Raw genomic sequence first — 18731 nt, forward strand, 5'->3', positions numbered from 1 at the left:
TATTTCCCCCTCCTCGCGCTATGCTTAAGGCTTCCGGCCCGCAGGCCGGCTCACTATTCTCAAAAGGATTGCCTGACCGATGTCCGTTTTGCATAAAAAAAGCGCCCGCTTGCGTGACGAAGAGCGCGCCCGTCTGATTTGGCTCTTGAGCACCGATAAAGCGGTGACCTCCGCGCTGCTGGGCAAACTGACGCTGGCCGAACGTTACGATGAAGGGACGCTGGCCGATGACCTGGCTGAAGTGGAAATGCTGGTCTCGCATCTGCCGCCGCCGGATCTCGCCGATGCGCTGGAAGCGCTCCCCTATGACGCCCGCACCGCGCTGTGGTGCCTGGTGCCCGACGATAAACGCGGCGAAGTGCTGCTGGAAGCTTCAGAAAACGTCTGGGGCGACCTCATCGATAAGATGAGCGACCACGAGCTGCTGCAGGCGATGCAGCCGCTGGATATCGATGAACAGGTTTACCTGCTGCAGCATCTGCCGCGCAATCTGACCGGACGGTTGCTGGCGACCCTGCCGGCTGAGAAGCGCGCCCGTATTCGCCAGATTATGCGCTATGCCGACAACAGCGTCGGGTCGATCATGGAGTTTGAGGTCATTACGGTGCGGCCGGAGGCCACCCTGGCGGCGGTCCAGCGCTACCTGCGGCGTCTCGGGAAAATGCCGGAGAACACCGATAAACTGTTCGTCACCACCCGCAATAAGCTGCTGCTCGGCGAGCTGGAGCTGCAGACCATTCTGCTCAACGATGCGCAGAAGCGGGTGGGGGAGGTGATGGAGGGCGATCCGGTCACCTTTCAGCCGCATGAAGAAGCGGAGAAGGTGGCGCGCACCTTCGAGCGTGATGACTTGCTCAGCGCCGCCGTTATCGATGCCGATGGCAAACTGATCGGCCGTCTGACCATCGATGAGATCGTCGATGTGGTCTATGAAGAGACCGACAACGATCTGCGGCGGATGGGCGGCCTGAGCGATGAAGAAGATGTCTTCGCCCCGGTCAGCAAAGCGGTGAAAACGCGCTGGGCGTGGCTGGCGGTGAACCTGTGTACGGCGTTTATCGCTTCCAGGGTCATCGACGGCTTCGAACATACCATTTCACAGCTGGTGGCGCTGGCCTCGCTGATGCCGATCGTCGCCGGGATCGGCGGCAATACCGGCAACCAGACGATCACCATGATCGTTCGGGCGATGGCGCTGCAGCAGATCCAGCCCGGCAGCTTTACCTTTCTGATCCTGCGTGAAATGGGCGTTGCACTGATTAATGGCCTGGTGTGGGGCGGGATCATGGGGGCCATCACCTGGTGGCTGTATGACGATCCGCAGCTTGGCGGGGTGATGACGCTGGCCATGATGCTCAACCTGCTGATGGCGGCGATGATGGGCGTGATAATCCCGATGGTCATGGTGAAGCTGGGGCGTGACCCGGCGGTCGGCTCCAGCGTAATGATCACCGCTATCACCGACACCGGCGGCTTCTTTATTTTTCTGGGTCTGGCGACGCTGTTTCTGATGTAGCCTGCGCTTTTGCCCGCAGGCGGCGGGGGATGATCGCCATCGCGACAATCCCCGCCAGCACGCCAATCGCCAGATTGCTGGTTCCCACCGTCGCGGCGACGGTCACCAGCATCACCAGCGTTTCCGGCCACGGATTGCGCGCCAGCTCGCCCGGGAGAATGCTGTGCCAGCTAAAGGTCTTCACCGCCACGATCACCATCACCCCGGCCAGGACCGCCATCGGGATTTTCGCCATCACCTGGCTGAGCGCTGTCACCAGCAGGAGCAGCACCAGGCCGGCGATAACCGTTGAGAGACGGCTACGGGCTTTGCCCATTTCCACGTTAACGATAGTCTGGCCGATCATCGCGCAGCCCGCGATACCGCCATAACAGCCGGCGAGGATGTTGGCGATCCCCAGCCCGGCGCTCTCCCGCGATTTATTCGACGGCGTATGGGTCAGGTCATCCACCAGCTTAGCCGTCAGCAGAGACTCCATGAGGCCGACAAAGGCGATGCTGAGGGCGCACGGCCAGATTATCTGCAGGGTGGTCAGGTTCAGGGGAACGGTCAGGGCGGTGAACCCCGGCAGGCCGCCGCTCATTGACCCTTCATCACCCACGGTCGGCAGCAGCTGGCCGGTGGTCGCGGTATAGAGAGTGAGCGCGACGATGGCGATCAGCGGCGCCGGGATAGTCTTAATAAAGCGCGGCGCCCACAGAACGATAAGCAGCGTCAGGACGAACAGGCCGACGATCAGCGGCTGGCGGCTCCAGAAGTGCGGCACCTGGGCGAAGAAAATCAGGATCCCGAGGGCGTTGACGAACCCGGTCATCACCGCCGGGGGAATAAAGCGCATCAGGCGCGCCATGCCGCACAGACCAAACAAAATTTGAATCATACCCCCCAGAATGACGGCTGGCAGAATGTAACCCACGCCGTGCTGATGCACCATCGGGCCAATGACCAGCGCCACTGATCCAGCGGCGGCGGTGACCATCGCCGGGCGTCCGCCGAGTAGCGACATCGCCAGACAGAGCACGACGGAAGCAATCAGGCTCACCTGCGGGTCAACGCCGGCAATAACCGAAAACGAAATCACTTCAGGAATTAACGCCAGGGCGGTGAGCACGCCGGCCAGGACTTCGCGCGTCAGCAGCGACGGAGAACGAAGGATTGGACGCAGGTTGCCGGAAGCGGCGGGGTCTGAAACTGGGGGCATAAAAAAAGTTCGCAGATTATAAAAAAAGGAGGAGCGGTGTCAGGCCCTGCTTCCGTGCGGTCTGTCACAAAACCAGGGATGATAGCGCGGAATCTGCCAGGGCACCAGTACAAAAAGTGATTTGGTGTATACATTTATTAAACATTTTTATAACGGATCTCAAAACAGAACTTAAAATTTAAACAATATTTAAATTTTTGAGCTTCGGTGGTAACGTGAGGGGTGACAATCGTATCACCTGCGCTAAATAAAACAGCGAGTAAAGTAAGGCTCAAATCCGATGAATAAAAAGATGGCCGTACCACGCTCACAGGCGGTTGGTCCCAACAGCACTCGGACCAACACCCGCCATGAGCAAGAGACGGATGTATTGTTGATTGGCGGCGGCATTATGAGCGCCACACTGGGAACCTGGCTGCAGGAGCTTGAGCCAGACTGGTCTATTACCATGGTTGAGCAGATGTCCAGCGTGGCGGAAGAGAGCTCAAACGGGTGGAACAATGCGGGTACCGGCCACGCGGCGCTGATGGAGCTGAACTATACGCCGCAGACCGCCAACGGCATCAATATCGACAAAGCGGTCGACATCAACGAAGCCTTCCACATCTCGCGTCAGTTCTGGGCGCATCAGGTGACGCGCGGCGTCCTGAACAAACCAAAATCATTCATTAACAGCGTGCCGCACATGAGCTTTGTGTGGGGCGAAGATAACGTCAACTTCCTGCGCGCGCGCTATGCGGCGCTGCAGCAGAGCGAACTGTTCCGCGGCATTCGTTATTCTGAAGACCATCAGCAGATCAAAGCCTGGGCGCCGCTGGTGATGGAAGGCCGCGACCCGCTGCAAAAGGTGGCCGCCACCCGTACGGAAATGGGAACCGACGTCAACTATGGCGAAATCACCCGCCAGCTGATCGCCAGCCTGCAAAAGCATGATAATTTCTCCCTGCAGCTGGGCACCGTGGTGCGTCGCTTCAAGCGCAACGCCGACAAGAGCTGGACGGTGACCCTCGCGGATGCCGACAACCGTCGTCAGAAGCGGGTTATTAAAGCCAAATTTATCTTTATCGGCGCCGGCGGCGCGGCGCTGACCCTGCTGCAGGAAACCGGCATTCCGCAGGCCAAAGAGTATGCCGGCTTCCCGGTCGGCGGCCAGTTCCTGGTCTGCGAAAATCCGGAGGTAGTAAACCACCATCTGGCGAAGGTTTACGGCCAGGCCGAAGTGGGCGCGCCGCCGATGTCAGTGCCGCACATCGATACCCGTATTATCGACGGTAAACGCGTGGTGCTGTTCGGGCCGTTCGCGACCTTCTCGACCCGCTTCCTGAAGAACGGTTCGCTGTGGGATCTGCTGGCCTCGACCAATACCTCGAATATCCTGCCGATGCTTAACGTCGGCCTGGACAACTTCGATCTGGTGAAATACCTGATTAGCCAGGTGATGCAGAAAGATAAAGATCGTCTGGCCGCGCTGTGCGAATACTATCCGGAAGCGCGGAAAGAGGACTGGCGGTTGTGGCAGGCCGGTCAGCGCGTGCAGATCATCAAGCGCGATGCGAAGAAGGGCGGGGTACTGCGCCTGGGCACCGAAGTGGTCAGCGATGACGAAGGCACCGTCGCGGCGCTGCTCGGCGCATCGCCAGGCGCCTCCACCGCGGCGCCTATCATGCTGCAGCTGATGGAAAAAGTGTTTAAAGACAAAGTGAATTCGCCCGAATGGCAGGCCAGGCTGAAGGCGATCATCCCGACCTACGGTATTCGCCTTGATGGCAACCCGGCGGAGATTGAGAAAGCGCTGGCGTGGACCAGTGAAGTGCTGGAGCTGAAATATGAGCCGGCCGCGGCGGCGGATGAAGCTCCGCAGGCGGAGCTGAAGCCGCTGAGCGGCGGCAAGCCGATGGCGGACATCGCGCTCTGACAAAAACGGCAGCCTGCGGGCTGCCGTTGTTTTATTGCTGATTCAATTGCGCGCCTTAGCGGATCTCGGCGTTGCCGATAGTCTCGTCGGCGCGCCAGATGCGATATTTTACATCGACATTAGTCGGCGTGTAGATAACGATCGGCAGCTTGCTGTTGTAGCGCAGCATAGCGTCATCGCCGAGGCCGGCAGTAACAAATTTCTTCGTTTTCTTGCCGTCCGGGCAGGCCATCATGGTGGATACCGGGCCGCTCAGCTTATCAAAGACATAGTAGTCATAACCCCAGCCTTCCAGGGTTTTGCTTTCCAGCTGCCCGCCAAAACGATGGTGGTTGCAGTCGACTTCCAGCGTCTGGCCGATCATCAGCTCAACCTTCAACGCCGACTCATCCTGCTGCTGCGGCAGCTGAATAACCTGACGCTTCATGCCTTTTTCCGCTTTCGGGAACGGCGCGACTTTTTCCAGCGGCTGGTCTGCGGCCAGGGCGCCGGCAGACATGCAGGCGGCGGTGAGCAGAGAAACGGCTAGCGTAGTGATTTTTTTCACGGTTGATCATCCTTTATTTTCGTTCCTGACAGGGATAGCCTATCATCACTTAGCTGAATGTTAAGATTTATTTACCATTTTTTGCAAAGTGAACAGTGTTATCTACTGGCAAAAGGGCAGCGTTCAGAGCGCAACAGAGGCGCTGGCGGGCCGCCAGACGCCTGCCGGAGAAGCTATTCAGTACGGCTATTTTTCGCCTCCTCAATAAACTCTTCATCGATTTCATCGGTGTTGCCAGCATGTTCCCGTCCCGACAGCAAATTCCAGCAGGCGATAAACAAGGCGGCGATCAGTGGCCCGATCACGAATCCATTGATACCGTAGATCTCCATGCCGCCTAAAGTGGCGATCAGGATCAAGTAGTCCGGCATCTTGGTATCCTTGCCCACCAACAGCGGACGCAGAATATTGTCCACCAGACCAATCACAACGACAAAGAAGCCCACGATAAAGGCGCCCTGCCACAACTGGCCGGTAGCAAAAAGGTAAATAGCCGCCGGCACCCAGATAATAGCCGAGCCCACCGCCGGGATAAGCGACAGGAACGCCATCAGCGCCCCCCAGAGAATGCTGCCGTCCAGACCGGCGATCCAGAAGGCTAAGCCGCCCAGCGCCCCCTGCGCCAGCGCCACGGCGACGGTGCCTTTTACCGTGGCGCGGGCCACTGCGGCGAACTTAGCGAACAGGTGCTGCTTCACATAGCTGGATAACGGCAGAGATTCGAGGATCAACAGCACCAGGTAAGGTCCATCCTTCAGCAGGAAAAACAGTAGGTACAGCATGATGCCGAAGCTGACGGTAAAGCCAAAGGTCCCTTTGCCAATCAGAAACGCGCTGCCGGCCAGATACTGGCCACCTTTCAGGGCGACATCGGAGAGCTGCTGCTGGATCTGCTGCGCGCTATCAAGGTTATGTTCTGCCAGGAAGCTTCTGGCCCAGCCGGGGAGGTGGGCAATCAGGCTGGCGACCACCGTCGGGAACTGGGTATCGTTATGCTGCAGTTTGCTGTACACCACGTTCAGCTCGTAGGCCAGTGACGACAGGATAATCGCCAGCGGCGTAAACACGATAAGGCAGATAATGACGATGGTCATCAGCGCCGCCAGGCCATTACGCTCGCCGAGGCGGGTGCGAATTTTGTTTTTGACCGGATTAAAAATCACCGCGAGGATCGCGGCCCAGAGAATGGCGGAATAGTAGGGTGAGAGAACATCAAAAAAGGCCAGGGTTACAATGAAGACGATAAGGATGAAAAATCCTTTGGTAAGTCCATTAACTCTCATGTCATCCGCTCCTGCTTATGAGTCATACGGTCGAATAATAGATGCTACGACGTAATTTACCATCAGGATAGTCGTACTCTATACGCTGTGGCGCGGAAAGGGCACAATTTCAATGAGGTGGGGGACGGGCGTAAAAGAGAGACATAAAAAAACCAGCCTTAAAAGGCTGGTTTCTCTGGGATTTTTGGTCGGCACGAGAGGATTTGAACCTCCGACCCCCGACACCCCATGACGGTGCGCTACCAGGCTGCGCTACGTGCCGACGCGTGGGGAACAATATTACCCGTTCCCCAGGCGAATGCAAGCGGGTCGCGCGCGATTGATTCATAATTAATCAATCAGTTAGCGATAAAGCGTTTTTCGTCGGTCAGGACCTGCAGCAACAGGCTGAGCTGCGGTTTCTGATCTTTGATTTTCTCGCCGTCGCGGCTCCAGGTGGTGTAGGTGCCGTTATGGTTGAGGACCACGGTGATGGTCGGGGTGGTAATGGCCAGCGTATCGCCGTTGGCCGCGGTGACCCAGTTCCGACGCCGCGCGGCGCTGAACAGATCTTCACCCTGCGAATACTCATTGGCCGGCGTCGAAACGTGAAGCAGGCGCTGCATCAGCGTGGTCATCACATCTTTGTTATCGGTCAGGGTGGCAATTTCCTGGGCCGGCGTGCCCGGCCAGTGAATAACCAGCGGCACCTGCAGCTGCTCGCGCGACCAGTCGAATGAGTCGTGTTTGACGTTAAGCGGCTTGCCGTGGCCGCCGGTGATAATCACCACCGTATTATCGAGCTTGCCGGCTTCGCGCAGCGCGGTCAGCACCCGATCGATCTGGGCATCAACGTCGCCTGCCGCCTTGCTATAACGGCGGACAAAGTTCTGCTGCTGCGTGTCGTCGAGGGTGGTGCCATTGAGCGAGATCCACGAGAACCAGCGATTCTCATCCTGCGCGTAACGGTCCAGCCAACTGATCCACTGATTGGCGGTCTGCTCGTCGCTCTGGGTCTTCGCGCTCGGCAGCGAGAAGTCGGAGAGCAGCGCCTGGCGATACAGCGGGCTGCTAAACCCATCGGAAGAGAACAGCCCCAGCTGGTAGCCCTGCTGGTTGAGGGCGGTGATCAGCGCTGCGGGAATACGCGCCGAGAGGACACCGTCCATATAGGCTGGCGAAATGCCGTAGAACAGGCCAAACAGGCCGCTGTCGGCGGTATTGCCCGAGCTCATATGCTGGGTAAAGTTGACGTTTTCTTTGGCAAACGCCGCCAGCGCCGGCATCGTCTTTTCAAACCGCGAGTAGTTCAGGTTGTCGACGGTGATCAGCAACACGTTATAGCCCGCGCCGAGGTCGCGGTAGCGCAGGTTACTGAGCGGATACTGGACCGATACCGCCTCCGGCGCCCCTTGTTCCACCAGGCGACGCTGATAATCCTGGGCGTCGAGCAGGCCATGTTTCTCAAGGAAACGACGGGCGGTCATCGGATAGGAAAGCGGTAGATTCGCTCGCTGCATGGTGATCGGGCGATAGAAATTGGCATCCGCCCAGATATAGACCAGGTGGCTGCTGACGAACGACAGAAAGAAGAACCAGGCGACCGGGCGGGCGTAATGGCGGCGACGCGTCAGGCTGCGCAGCTTTTGCCAGCTCCAGGTGGCGAAGAGCATTTCAATCAAAAAGATGACCGGAACGCTGATAAACATCAGCTGCCAGTCGCGCGCCATCTCATTCTGGTCAGGGTTGATGACCAGCTCCCAGACCACCGGATTTAAATGAAGATGGAAGCGGGTAAAGACCTCGCTGTCTATCAGCAACAGCGTCATCCCGGCGGTGGCAAGGATCACCGACAGGAAGCGCATCAGGCGCTGCGAGACCACGATAAAGGTCAACGGAAAGAGGATCAGCACATAGCTGGTAAACACCAGGAAGCTGAAGTGCCCGACGAGACTGACGTACGAAAAGAGTCGTCCGGCAAGCGTCGTCGGCCAGTCGGCGACAAAAAGGTAGCGGCTGCCGAGCACCATGGCCAACAACATGTTGAACAGGGCGAACCAGTGCCCCCAGCTAACCATCTGGGAGACTTTTTCTCGGTAGGGCTGACGTAGAGTCACCATATACTGTTGCTGTTATCCTTAATGCGCTGGATCGTCGTTAATCGAAGATTGCAAAGCCTGCGCGAAAGAACGGGCGATGGCCTGACGCTGCGCCGGCGCGACGCTACTGTTGATCAGGTTGGTCACCATATTGCCTAACACCATCAGTGAAAGGTCAACCGGGGCTTTGTGTGATTCCAGGACGTTCGTCAGCTCGCTGAGCAACTGTTCGACCTGTTGATCGCTATAGCGGGAAATTTGCGGCATAAACTCAAAATCTGTTTGTTCGTGAAAGGGCAACATATTACCGTAGCAGCAGCTTTTTTTCCGCATTTTTTCGCCGCGGCGCAAAAGCGCATCGATTGTCAGTCATGACGTCGAAATGTGTGGCGCCAGTTGCGTCGGCTACCCGGCGGTGGTTGAATACCGCCCGGTCTAAAAGGAGAGTTTAACATGAGTCTGGATATCGACCAGATTGCCCTGCATCAGTTAATCAAACGTGATGAACAAAATCTGGAGCTGGTGCTGCGCGAGTCACTGCTGGAGCCGAACGCGACGGTCGTCGAGATGATGGCTGAACTGCACCGGGTTTATAGCGCCAAAAGCAAAGCCTATGGGCTGTTCAATGAAGAGAGCGAACTGGCGCAGGCGCTGCGCCTGCAGCGTCAGGGCGAAGAGGAGTTTCTGGCGTTCAGCCGCGCGGCGACCGGCCGCCTACGCGATGAGCTGGCGAAATACCCGTTCGCCGAAGGGGGCATTGTCCTCTTCTGCCAGTATCGTTACCTGGCGGTCGAGTATCTGCTGGTGGCGGTGCTCAATAACCTGAGCAGTATGCGCGTCAACGAAGAGCTGGATATCCGCTCGACCCATTATCTGGATATTAACCATGCCGATATCGTCGCGCGCATCGATCTGACCGAGTGGGAAACCAACCCGGAGTCGACTCGCTACTTAACCTTCCTGAAAGGGCGGGTGGGGCGCAAAGTGGCCGATTTCTTTATGGATTTCCTCGGCGCCAGCGAAGGCCTCAACGCCAAAGCGCAGAACCGCGGCCTGCTGCAGGCGGTGGACGACTTCGCCGCCGACGCGCAGCTTGATAAATCCGAGCGACAGAATGTGCGTCAGCAGGTCTATGCGTACTGCAACGAACAGCTGCAGGCCGGGGAAGAGATTGAGCTGGAATCGCTGTCCAAAGAGCTGGCCGGCGTCAGCGAAAAGAGCTTCCAGGAATTCACCGCCGAACAGGGTTACGAACTGGAAGAGAGCTTCCCGGCGGATCGCAGCACCTTACGCCAGCTGACCAAGTTTGCCGGCAGCGGCGGCGGTTTAACCATTAACTTCGACGCGATGCTGCTGGGCGAACGCGTATTCTGGGATCCCGCCACCGATACTCTGACCATTAAGGGCACCCCGCCGAACCTGCGCGACCAGCTGCAGCGCCGGACCTCCGGCGGCAACTAAGCGCCGCGCCCCGTTCAGCGCGACCGCTGAACGGGGACGATCTCCACGCCGCGCTGCACCAGCTGCTGGCGCAGCGCGGCGTCGGGATCCCCATCGACGATAAGCGTACTGGCGAGGTTCAGCTCGCCGATGGCAAAGGCCGACGCGGCGTTGAGCTTTTCCCGGGAGGCCATCACCACGGTTTCCGCGGCCCTGGCCGCCAGCGCGCGCTTGATGCCTGCCTCTTCATAATCACCGGTGGTAAAACCCGCTCGCGGGTGGACGCCGGTCACCCCCATAAAGAACACATCGGCGTTGATCCGCGCCATTCCTTCCAGCGTTTCGGGGCCGACGGCGACAACTGAATGCTTAAACACTTTGCCGCCAAGCAGGATCACCTCGATTCGCGGGTGATCGACCAGCGCCACGGCGATGCCGGGGCTGTGGGTGACCACCGTGCAGCTGAGGTCGGCGGGTAAGAAGCCGATCATCGCCGCGGTGGTGGTGCCGCCATCGACAATCACCACCTGTCCAGGCTGGATCAGGGCGGCGGCGGCGCGCGCCACCGCCTGCTTGGAGGCGATTTGCACGCTTTTGCGTGTTTCAATAGGGGCGATGGCAGCGGAGACCGGCAGCGCCCCGCCGTGGACCCGCTGCAGTTTTCCTTCCGCCGCCAGCTCGCGCAGGTCGCGGCGAATGGAGTCCTCTGAGACGTTAAACCGCTGGCTCAGCTCCCCGGACATCACCTGTTTTTCCTCCGCAAGAATCTGCAGGATTTGCTGTTTTCGTTGACTGGCGAGCATGAGTTTTCCTTCACGAGTGATCTTGTTTGTGCACGATTATGCATGTTATGGTGCCTGCTGTCATCTTAAAGGGGATATAACATGCAAACTCATGCACCGCACGTCCGCCACATTCGCGAGACGCTGCTCTCTGATAACTGGTACACGCTGAAAAAATATACCTTTGAACTGCAGCGCCGGGACGGACGCTGGCAGGAGCAGAGCCGCGAGGCCTACGATCGCGGCAACGGCGCGGTCATTTTACTCTACAACCGGGAAAAGCGGACGGTGGTCCTGACTCGTCAGTTCCGTTTTCCGGTGTTTACTCACGGTCACGACGGATATCTCATTGAAGCGGCGGCCGGGCTGTTGGATAACGCCTCGCCGGAGACGAGGATCGTTGCCGAAGCGGAAGAGGAGACCGGCTTTCGGGTGACGCGCATCGAGCCCGTCTTCACCGTCTTTATGAGCCCCGGATCTGTCACCGAAAAACTCTACTTTTTTATCGCCGAATATCAGGCCGATGACCGGCAGGGAGAGGGCGGCGGGCTGGCGGCGGAAGGTGAGGACATTGAAGTGCTGGAGTGGCCGCTGGCGCGGGCGCTGCAGGCCATTCGCGATGGCGAGATCATGGATGCCAAAACCATTATCCTGCTGCAGCACCTGGCGCTGAATGCCGACACGATCCTCGCCGGCTGAGCGGCAAGGAGCGGGGGGGTTAACGCAGCTCGCGGGCAATGGCGCTGTACATCAGCGCCGCTTCCAGCGGCTGGGCGTTAAAGGAGGGTTCCGCCTGCGGCCAGGTCGACCACTGGACGATCACCAGGTGTTCCGCGCGGTTCACCATGATCACCTGGCCGTAGATACCCAGCGCCCACAGCGAGTCCTTCAGCCCTTCCTGCGGCGTCGGCTGGACGTTTTGCGCATTCGCCGGAATGGCGTTATTCCACCACTGATAGCCGTAGATACCTTGCGGATGCGCCGCCGAGACCGAGTTCAGCGCTGTGGTCCAGCTTGCGGCCTGATCGAACCAGCCCGCAGGCACCAGCTGTTTGCCGTTGCTTAACCGACCATCGCGGGCGACGAATTCGCCGAAGCGGCCCCAGTCTTCGAGGGTGGCGTTAAAGCCGTGGGCGCCGACATCGTGCTTCCCTTGCTGATAAGCATGCCATACGCCGTCGTGGGCCATCCCGGCGGGCTGCCACAGCGACTGCTCAAGCCAGGCGGCCAGCGGCATACCGGTGGCGCGCTCCAGGATATCGCCCAACAGCCAGGCGCCGCCGGAAGAGTAGGACCACTGCTCCCCCGCCGGATGCTGGCGCGCCAGGCCGGTGACGATCTTGCGCACGCAGGCATAGGCGCCGGGCTGCGCCTCGCACTGGGTCAGGCGGGCGAAGTGCGACTGCGGGTCGGTGTAGTCTTCATTCCATTCCACACCGCTGGTGTGCTGAATTAACTGCTTCAGCGTCACGCCGTCCCAGGCGGTGCCTTTCAGTTCGGGCTCATAAACGGTAATCAGATCATCGAGGGAGTGGATCTTACCCTGCTGAATGGCGATACCCACCAGCGTCGAGACCACCGATTTTCCCACCGAGCGTGAGGTCCACAGGGTGGTATCGGTGTTGCCGTCGCCAAGATATTTCCAGGCGACTTTGCCGTCTTTCAGCACCAGCATACCGCTGACGTTCTCGCGCTTCAGGTAATCCTGCAGGGTCCAGGTATGGCCGTTAAGGGTATAGCGGGCATCGGTCAATTGTTTTTCAGCGCGTTCCAGCGGCACTGAGGCGCCGTGGCGGAAGACATCCCCGGCATAGTTGCGATAGTCATTGCGAAAGCCAATCACGCGTGAAGTCTGATCCCAGCTGAGCATGTCTTTGGCCGCGGGTAGCGTTTGATCGTAAGGCGTTGGGCAGACATCCAGCGTCAGGCCGCCGCAGTTTTGCGCCATTGCCGCCGCCGGCAGCGCCGCCAGGATTAACGCCAGGGCCAGTGGTTTTCTTATCATCTTCCTTTCCTCGTTTGCCATAGATTCGCTGCGCAGTATATAAATCGGCGCGCGCCGGCTAAAATCAGCCCAGGGGGGATTTTCCCCCGTAAGGGAGAGAAGGATGAAAACCCTGCAATATTCTTTCGCGCAGATTGAAGCATTCGCCACCATCGCCGAGACCGGCAGCCTGTCGCGGGCGGCCATTCGGTTAGGTAAAGACCGAACCACGCTGCGCGATCTGCTGGACTATCTGGAAGACGCGCTGGGTTACCATCTGTTCAGCCGGGAAGGGCGTACCCTGACCTTAACCGACGAAGGCGAGCAGCTTTTTCGTCAGGCGCATCTGCTGTTGCGCCAGGCGCAGGCTTTCGAGTCTTTTGCGCAAACGCTGCCGCAAACCACCGGACAGGCGCTGCGTCTGGTGTTCGATCCCTTTATCCCACGTGATTTTCTCTGCGCGCTGGCCGATACGCTGGCCCGGCGGCAGATCCGCCTGAGCTGCTGGAGCGCCTCGCGGCGCGAAGCCGAGCAGGCGCTGAGCGATGGCGTGGCGGATATGGCGCTGTGCCAGGCTAACAACCGCACGCTGGGGAGCGAAATGGAGTGGCGGGCGCTCGGCACCGTGGATCTGCGTTTCTACGCGGCGGACAGCCTGTTCCACGACGCTCCGCGGCCGCTGACGCTATTGAATCTTTCGTTGACGCCGCAGTTAGTGATGCACCGGCGCAGTGACGATCAGATTGCCCGCCGGCTGCAGATCTCCGGCCATACGCTGTATATGAACGAAATTACTCTGCTGCGCCATGCGCTGGAGCAGGGGAGGGGCTGGGGGTTTTTACCGGACCATTTGCGGCCAGGCGAGTGGCAGGGAGTCAGTGAAATCGCGACGGAGGTCGGCAGTCAGGGGCTGAACGTCACCATGGTGATGCTCTGGCTGCCCGGAATGAATAAGCACCGGATGCTTAGCGACATCGTGGACAAGGCGCCGGAGCTTTGGCGGCGCGGATAACAAAACGCCCCGGAGCCGAAGACCCCGGGGCGCTTGCCATACAACTTGCTATCGGCGATTACGCGCGAACGAAGTCGATGTGAGTCAGTTTCGGCTTGAACGCGTGGCGCTGAACAGCCTGAACTTTGACTTTTTCTTCTTTGCCATCAACCACGACGGTCAGAACTTCGCCGTAAAACTCAGCTTTGTCCTGCATGTTCCAAACTTTGTCGTGGTCCAGTTCGATAGCAACCGGAGCAGCTTCGCCACCGTAGATGATTGCCGGGAACTTGTTAGCTGCGCGCAGGCGGCGGCTCGCACCCTTACCCTGCTCTTTACGTACTTCTGCGTTGATAGTAAACATTGATGTCTCTCTATATATAAAGCCTGCTACAGGCGACCCAGCAACAGGCGGATTATCTGCTTTGCGAATGCAAAAGCGGGCGGCATTATAGCCGCCAAACGACACCCGGGCAATCAAAACCTCAGCTTTCGGGTGATTAACGCAGCTCGTTGGCGCGGCGAAAACGCCCCTGATAATCGAACACTTTTTCCCGCACCTGCCAGTACTGGCCTTTCATGCGGGCGACGACAAAGTCCGGATGGCGCAGCAGCGCCTGCTGGGCCACGATATCCGCCGGCGTTATCCAGCGCAGCGGCACCCCCGGCGTGCGGGTATGCGGGCGAATAAACAACTGCTCAAAGGCGGTACGCTGGGCGGGCGTCTGCAGACGGAAGCGCTCACTGACGTCGGCGCCGTCTTCATCGTAGTAGGTGATTTTCAGCCACGGGCCTTTCTCGTCGCCGCCGTGCTGCAGGGCCATGCCGCTGCAGCGTAGCACCAGCGCGTCCTTCAGCTTCAGCGCCGCCTTCAGCATATCGTCCGGGTCAACCAGAATGGTGTCGCACTCCCGGCAGCGGCGGGCGGCGATATCGTTTTCCGCGTTGCACTGCGGACAGTTTTTGAAGCGAAAGCGGAAGTCGCACTGTTCGCGGTGGCCGTCGTTATCTTCGAACCACCCCTGGCAGCGGCGGCCAAAGTGTTCAATCAAGGTGCCGTCGGCGGTGGTTTTGCCCCAGAAGGTATTGGCGAAGCCGCAGGCCGGGCAGAAGACCTGCACCGGCACGTTGTCGCTTTTACCCTTCGGCGTTCCCACTTCCGGGGCGTACAGGTCGTGCGGGTTGCCGGCGTAGTCGAGGATCAGGCAGTCGGTTTTTCCCGGCGCCAGGCGCAGGCCGCGGCCAACGATCTGTTGGTAAAGACTCACCGACTCGGTGGGGCGGAGGATGGCGATCAGGTCGACGTGCGGGGCGTCGAAGCCGGTGGTCAGCACCGCGACGTTCACCAGATAGCGATACTCCTGCGCTTTAAACGCCTCGATGATGCGATCCCGTTCCGGACCCGGGGTTTCCCCGGTGATCAGCGCCGCCTGGCCTGCCGGTAGCAGGCCGGTCACTTCCCGGGCGTGCTCCACGGTGGCGGCGAAGATCATCACCCCTTTGCGGCTTTCGGCGAACTCCACGATCTGGCTGACGATATGTGGGGTGATACGCTGCTGTTTTTTCAGCTCATGGTTAAGATCGGCTTCGCTGAACAGGCCGTTGCTTTGCGCCTGCAGGCGACTGAAATCGTACTGCACCACCGGCATATCGAGGCGCTCCGGCGGCGTCAGGTAGCCGTGCTTAATCATATAGCGCAGCGGTAGCTCATAGATGCAATCGCGGAACAGGGCCTTTTCATCGCCGCGCACCATCCCGTGGTAGTGGAACTGATAGATCCAGCCCTTGCCAAGGCGGAACGGAGTAGCCGTCAGGCCGAGCAGCCGGATCTGCGGATTAACCTGCCGCAGGTGGCCGATGATCTGCTGATACTGGCTGTCGTCATCATCGCTGATGCGGTGGCATTCATCGACGATGAGTAGCGAAAATTCGCTGCGAAACTGGTCGAGATTGCGCGCCACCGACTGTACGCTGCCGAACACCACTTTGCCGTGGCTCTCTTTTCGCTGCAGACCGGCGGCAAAGATATCCGCCTCAAGGCCAAGGGCGCAGTATTTGGCATGATTCTGCGCCACCAGCTCTTTGACGTGGGCCAGCACCAGCACGCGGCCGCGGGCCAGGCGGGCAAGCTCGGCGATCACCAGGCTTTTGCCCGCGCCGGTGGGCAGGACAATCGCCGCCGGCTCGGTATGGCGACGGAACCAGGCGAGGGTGGCATCGACGGCTTCTTGTTGGTAAGGACGTAATGTAAAAGTCATGAATTCACGGGGCTAATTAACTCGCGAATAGTATGCCATGAATCTTTTCCCTTGAGTGGTGTTAAGAGCCCGTTATACTAGCCAGTGAAATTCTTCTTTTTCGGGCGATTTGCCCGCTCCAGCACTTTGACAGGCTAAAAAAATCTCATGCGACTTGATAAGTTTATCGCTCAGCAGCTTGGCGTCAGCCGGGCTATTGCCGGGCGTGAAATCCGCGGCAGCCGCGTTACCGTGGACGGCGACATTGTAAAAGATGCTTCCTTTAAGCTTCAGCCGGAGCACGAGGTGGAGTATGACGGGAACACGCTGACCCAGCAGAACGGCCCGCGCTATTTTATGCTCAACAAGCCGCAAGGGTACGTCTGTTCCACCGACGATCCCGATCATCCGACTATCCTTTATTTCCTCGACGAGCCGGTGGCGCATAAGCTGCACGCCGCCGGACGGCTGGATATCGACACCACCGGACTGGTGCTGATGACCGATGACGGCCAGTGGTCGCACCGCATTACCTCGCCACGCCACCATTGTGAAAAAACCTATCTGGTGGCGCTGGAAAGCCCGCTGGCGGAAGGGACCGCGGAGCTGTTTGCAAAAGGCGTCCAGCTGCATAACGAAAAAGATCTCACCAAACCGGCGGTGCTGGAAGTTATCACTCCGACCGAAGTGCGCCTCACCATTAGCGAAGGCCGCTACCATCAGGTGAAACGCATGTTCGCCGCCGTGGGCAACCACGTGGTTGGCCTGCATCGGGAACGCATCGGCGACATCCTGCTGGATGAATCTCTGGCGCCGGGTGAATATCGTCCGCTGACGGAAGCGGAAATCGCCAGCGTGGGCGCTCCGCAGCCACGGAGCAAAACGTGACGCTGAAGCAAAATTCGTCTCTGGGGATTGTCTTTATCCTTGGCCTGCTGGCCATGCTGATGCCGCTGTCGATCGATATGTACCTCCCGGCCCTGCCGGTGATCGCTGCCCAGTACCACGTGCCGGACGGCAGCGCGCAGATGACCCTCAGCACCTATATCCTCGGCTTTGCGCTGGGGCAGCTGCTGTACGGTCCGATGGCCGACAGCCTTGGCCGCAAGCCGGTGATCCTCGGCGGAACGCTGGTCTTCGCCGCGGCGGCGGTGGCCTGCGCCCTGTCGCAGACCATCGAGATGCTGATCGCCATGCGCTTCTTCCACGGTCTGGCGGCCGCGGCGGCCAGCGTGGTGATCAACGCCCTGATGCGCGATATCTATCCGAAAGATGAGTTTTCGCGGATGATGTCGTTTGTCATGCTGGTGACGACCATTGCGCCGCTGGTGGCGCCGATGGTCGGCGGGGCGGTGCTGGTCTGGTTCAGCTGGCATGCCATTTTCTGGATCCTTGCCCTGGTGGCCCTGCTGGCCTCGCTGATGATCGGCCTGTTTATCCGCGAAACGCTACCGGCTGAAAGGCGTCAGCCGTTCCACCTGCGCACCACGCTGGGTAACTTTGCCACCCTGTTCCGCCATAAGCGGGTCCTGAGCTATATGCTGGCGAGCGGCTTCAGCTTCGCGGGCATGTTCTCTTTCCTTAGCGCCGGGCCTTTCGTCTATATCAATATTAACCACGTCGCGCCTCAGCACTTTGGCTACTATTTTGCGCTGAACATTGTCTTTCTGTTCCTGATGACCATGTTCAACAGCCGGTTTGTGCGGCGGGTAGGGGCGTTGCGCATGTTCCGCGCCGGGCTGTGGATCCAGTTTGCCATGGCGGTGTGGATGGTGGTTTGCGCGCTGCTCGACGTCGGCTTCTGGTCGCTGGTGATCGGCGTGGCGGCCTTCGTTGGCTGCGTATCGATGGTGTCGTCGAACGCTATGGCGGTGATCCTCGATGAGTTTCCGCATATGGCGGGCACCGCTTCGTCGCTGGCGGGGACTTTCCGCTTTGGTATCGGGGCGATTATCGGCGCGCTGCTGTCGATGGCCACCTTTACCACCGCCTGGCCGATGTTAATCTCCATTGCCTTCTGCGCCACCAGCTCTATTTTCTTCTCCCTTTACGCTTCCCGCCGGCGAAAAATCGCACGCTAGGTCACATTTTCAGGGGCGAAATCGCCCCTTTCTTGATGCATGTCAACCGCAATGGGCTTCAGGGTTCTGTGATTTGTTTCCTTTATGTAAAATCAATTAGTGTAAAAAGTCGCATTGTTGCGATAAAAAAGTTGTTTTGGATCACAGAAACGGGTACATATAGCGCCAATCGGCTTGCCGGGTTAAAAAATAACACGCTGGAATATAAGCGCTTAACCTTGGTCCGACGCGGCTGTAAACGTTTTCTGCGTCTGAGCAGGACTATTTGTCAACAGTGTGTTAATATTGATGTAAATTTATTGTGAAGCCTTTTGCTTCCGGGGAAACCACGTGAATACACAACAACTCTCTATCGTACACCGTCTGCCGCAGAGCTATCGCTGGCTGGCCGGTTTTGCGGGTTCCAGAGTTGAACCGATTCCGCAAAACGGCGCGCAGAACGAAAACAGTCTCGTCGCCCTGAAACTGCTGAGTCCGGACGGTGAAAAAGCCTGGCCGGTGATGCATAAGCTCAGCCAGGCGTTAAGCGACATCGAAGTCGACTGTTCCGTTCTTGAGTGCGAAGGCGAACCCTGCCTGTTCGTTAATCTGCAGGATGAGTTTGCCGCCACCTGTCGTCTGAAAAATTTTGGCGTGGCGATCGCCGAGCCCTTCTCCGGCAATAACCCTTTCTGAC

At 58.8% G+C, this 18731-nt stretch carries 17 protein-coding genes and 1 tRNA gene; 8 read left to right on the plus strand and 10 right to left on the minus strand.

The window, feature by feature from the left end:
• Positions 1-79: 79 nt before the first annotated feature.
• Positions 80-1516, plus strand: a complete 1437-nt coding sequence (mgtE, locus tag ABLV76_RS19695; protein WP_004201674.1) for a magnesium transporter — start codon at positions 80-82, stop codon at positions 1514-1516.
• On the opposite strand, the gene ABLV76_RS19700 is transcribed toward mgtE, so the two are convergent.
• Positions 1479-2717, minus strand: a complete 1239-nt coding sequence (locus ABLV76_RS19700; protein WP_048295226.1) for a SulP family inorganic anion transporter — start codon at positions 2715-2717, stop codon at positions 1479-1481. The two genes, mgtE and ABLV76_RS19700, sit on opposite strands and share 38 nt — an antisense overlap.
• Before the next feature lie 280 nt (positions 2718-2997).
• Between ABLV76_RS19700 and mqo the strand changes: the two genes are divergently transcribed.
• On the plus strand, positions 2998-4632 hold the full coding sequence (mqo, locus tag ABLV76_RS19705) for a malate dehydrogenase (quinone) (RefSeq protein ID WP_017899305.1): 1635 nt from the start codon (positions 2998-3000) through the stop codon (positions 4630-4632).
• Between the two features lie 55 nt (positions 4633-4687).
• Here the strand turns inward: mqo and eco are convergent, their stop codons facing one another.
• The 5 genes from eco to ABLV76_RS19730 form a co-directional block, all read right to left on the minus strand.
• Positions 4688-5179 carry a serine protease inhibitor ecotin gene (gene eco / locus ABLV76_RS19710; RefSeq protein WP_004201671.1) on the minus strand — a complete coding sequence of 164 codons (492 nt, stop codon included), beginning with the start codon at positions 5177-5179 and terminating at the stop codon, positions 4688-4690.
• Between the two features lie 173 nt (positions 5180-5352).
• Positions 5353-6462, minus strand: coding sequence for an AI-2E family transporter (locus ABLV76_RS19715; RefSeq protein WP_004201670.1), 1110 nt, complete (start codon positions 6460-6462; stop codon positions 5353-5355).
• Between the two features lie 185 nt (positions 6463-6647).
• Positions 6648-6724, minus strand: a tRNA-Pro gene (locus tag ABLV76_RS19720).
• Between the two features lie 76 nt (positions 6725-6800).
• Positions 6801-8561 (minus strand): LPS biosynthesis-modulating metalloenzyme YejM, encoded by a 1761-nt coding sequence (yejM, locus tag ABLV76_RS19725; RefSeq protein ID WP_004201669.1) that lies wholly within the window; start codon positions 8559-8561, stop codon positions 6801-6803.
• 18 nt (positions 8562-8579) lie between these two features.
• On the minus strand, positions 8580-8807 hold the full coding sequence (locus tag ABLV76_RS19730; protein ID WP_004195346.1) for a YejL family protein: 228 nt from the start codon (positions 8805-8807) through the stop codon (positions 8580-8582).
• Between the two features lie 186 nt (positions 8808-8993).
• On the opposite strand from ABLV76_RS19730, the gene yejK reads away from it, so the two are divergent.
• Positions 8994-10001: a nucleoid-associated protein YejK gene (yejK, locus tag ABLV76_RS19735; RefSeq protein WP_004144267.1), complete on the plus strand. Its 1008-nt coding sequence runs from the start codon at positions 8994-8996 to the stop codon at positions 9999-10001.
• A 14-nt stretch (positions 10002-10015) separates the two neighbouring features.
• Here the strand turns inward: yejK and ABLV76_RS19740 are convergent, their stop codons facing one another.
• On the minus strand, positions 10016-10783 hold the full coding sequence (locus tag ABLV76_RS19740; protein WP_004201668.1) for a DeoR/GlpR family DNA-binding transcription regulator: 768 nt from the start codon (positions 10781-10783) through the stop codon (positions 10016-10018).
• An 81-nt stretch (positions 10784-10864) separates the two neighbouring features.
• Here ABLV76_RS19740 and ABLV76_RS19745 point away from each other — a divergent pair, with 81 nt between their 5' ends.
• Positions 10865-11461: an NUDIX domain-containing protein gene (locus ABLV76_RS19745; protein ID WP_043520291.1), complete on the plus strand. Its 597-nt coding sequence runs from the start codon at positions 10865-10867 to the stop codon at positions 11459-11461.
• Between the two features lie 19 nt (positions 11462-11480).
• Here ABLV76_RS19745 and ABLV76_RS19750 read toward each other — a convergent pair whose 3' ends face one another.
• Positions 11481-12767, minus strand: a complete 1287-nt coding sequence (locus tag ABLV76_RS19750) for a serine hydrolase (protein ID WP_064187880.1) — start codon at positions 12765-12767, stop codon at positions 11481-11483.
• 103 nt (positions 12768-12870) lie between these two features.
• Here ABLV76_RS19750 and ABLV76_RS19755 point away from each other — a divergent pair, with 103 nt between their 5' ends.
• Positions 12871-13758 (plus strand): LysR family transcriptional regulator, encoded by an 888-nt coding sequence (locus ABLV76_RS19755; protein ID WP_348878432.1) that lies wholly within the window; start codon positions 12871-12873, stop codon positions 13756-13758.
• A 58-nt stretch (positions 13759-13816) separates the two neighbouring features.
• Here ABLV76_RS19755 and rplY read toward each other — a convergent pair whose 3' ends face one another.
• Together rplY and ABLV76_RS19765 are read right to left on the minus strand one after the other, a co-directional pair.
• The gene (rplY, locus tag ABLV76_RS19760) at positions 13817-14101 is read right to left on the minus strand and encodes a 50S ribosomal protein L25 (protein ID WP_004201664.1); all 285 of its coding nucleotides are present in this window, start codon (positions 14099-14101) and stop codon (positions 13817-13819) included.
• A gap of 136 nt (positions 14102-14237) precedes the next feature.
• Positions 14238-15995, minus strand: coding sequence for a DEAD/DEAH box helicase (locus ABLV76_RS19765; protein WP_017899311.1), 1758 nt, complete (start codon positions 15993-15995; stop codon positions 14238-14240).
• A 147-nt stretch (positions 15996-16142) separates the two neighbouring features.
• On the opposite strand from ABLV76_RS19765, the gene rsuA reads away from it, so the two are divergent.
• The 3 genes from rsuA (at position 16143) to ABLV76_RS19780 (ending at position 18730) form a co-directional block, all read left to right on the plus strand.
• Positions 16143-16862 (plus strand): 16S rRNA pseudouridine(516) synthase RsuA, encoded by a 720-nt coding sequence (gene rsuA / locus ABLV76_RS19770; RefSeq protein ID WP_023290466.1) that lies wholly within the window; start codon positions 16143-16145, stop codon positions 16860-16862.
• Positions 16859-18055 carry a Bcr/CflA family multidrug efflux MFS transporter gene (locus tag ABLV76_RS19775; RefSeq protein WP_004201661.1) on the plus strand — a complete coding sequence of 399 codons (1197 nt, stop codon included), beginning with the start codon at positions 16859-16861 and terminating at the stop codon, positions 18053-18055. The genes rsuA and ABLV76_RS19775 overlap by 4 nt, the downstream gene beginning before the upstream one ends.
• Before the next feature lie 330 nt (positions 18056-18385).
• Positions 18386-18730, plus strand: a complete 345-nt coding sequence (locus tag ABLV76_RS19780; protein WP_002912974.1) for a YejG family protein — start codon at positions 18386-18388, stop codon at positions 18728-18730.
• Position 18731 lies beyond the last annotated feature (1 nt).

It is taken from the genome of Klebsiella sp. GB_Kp047 (assembly GCF_040065235.1).
Taxonomy (GTDB): domain Bacteria; phylum Pseudomonadota; class Gammaproteobacteria; order Enterobacterales; family Enterobacteriaceae; genus Klebsiella; species Klebsiella quasipneumoniae.

Coding starts and splice junctions, on each gene's coding strand:
- ABLV76_RS19745 (WP_043520291.1), top strand. CDS start 10,865: ATGCAAACTCATGCACCGCACGTCCGCCACATTCGCGAGACGCTGCTC.
- ABLV76_RS19700 (WP_048295226.1), bottom strand. CDS start 2,717: ATGCCCCCAGTTTCAGACCCCGCCGCTTCCGGCAACCTGCGTCCAATC.
- ABLV76_RS19715 (WP_004201670.1), bottom strand. CDS start 6,462: ATGAGAGTTAATGGACTTACCAAAGGATTTTTCATCCTTATCGTCTTC.
- ABLV76_RS19750 (WP_064187880.1), bottom strand. CDS start 12,767: ATGATAAGAAAACCACTGGCCCTGGCGTTAATCCTGGCGGCGCTGCCG.
- ABLV76_RS19755 (WP_348878432.1), top strand. CDS start 12,871: ATGAAAACCCTGCAATATTCTTTCGCGCAGATTGAAGCATTCGCCACC.
- ABLV76_RS19730 (WP_004195346.1), bottom strand. CDS start 8,807: ATGCCGCAAATTTCCCGCTATAGCGATCAACAGGTCGAACAGTTGCTC.
- rsuA (WP_023290466.1), top strand. CDS start 16,143: ATGCGACTTGATAAGTTTATCGCTCAGCAGCTTGGCGTCAGCCGGGCT.
- mqo (WP_017899305.1), top strand. CDS start 2,998: ATGAATAAAAAGATGGCCGTACCACGCTCACAGGCGGTTGGTCCCAAC.
- ABLV76_RS19740 (WP_004201668.1), bottom strand. CDS start 10,783: ATGCTCGCCAGTCAACGAAAACAGCAAATCCTGCAGATTCTTGCGGAG.
- yejK (WP_004144267.1), top strand. CDS start 8,994: ATGAGTCTGGATATCGACCAGATTGCCCTGCATCAGTTAATCAAACGT.
- ABLV76_RS19765 (WP_017899311.1), bottom strand. CDS start 15,995: ATGACTTTTACATTACGTCCTTACCAACAAGAAGCCGTCGATGCCACC.
- yejM (WP_004201669.1), bottom strand. CDS start 8,561: ATGGTGACTCTACGTCAGCCCTACCGAGAAAAAGTCTCCCAGATGGTT.
- rplY (WP_004201664.1), bottom strand. CDS start 14,101: ATGTTTACTATCAACGCAGAAGTACGTAAAGAGCAGGGTAAGGGTGCG.
- mgtE (WP_004201674.1), top strand. CDS start 80: ATGTCCGTTTTGCATAAAAAAAGCGCCCGCTTGCGTGACGAAGAGCGC.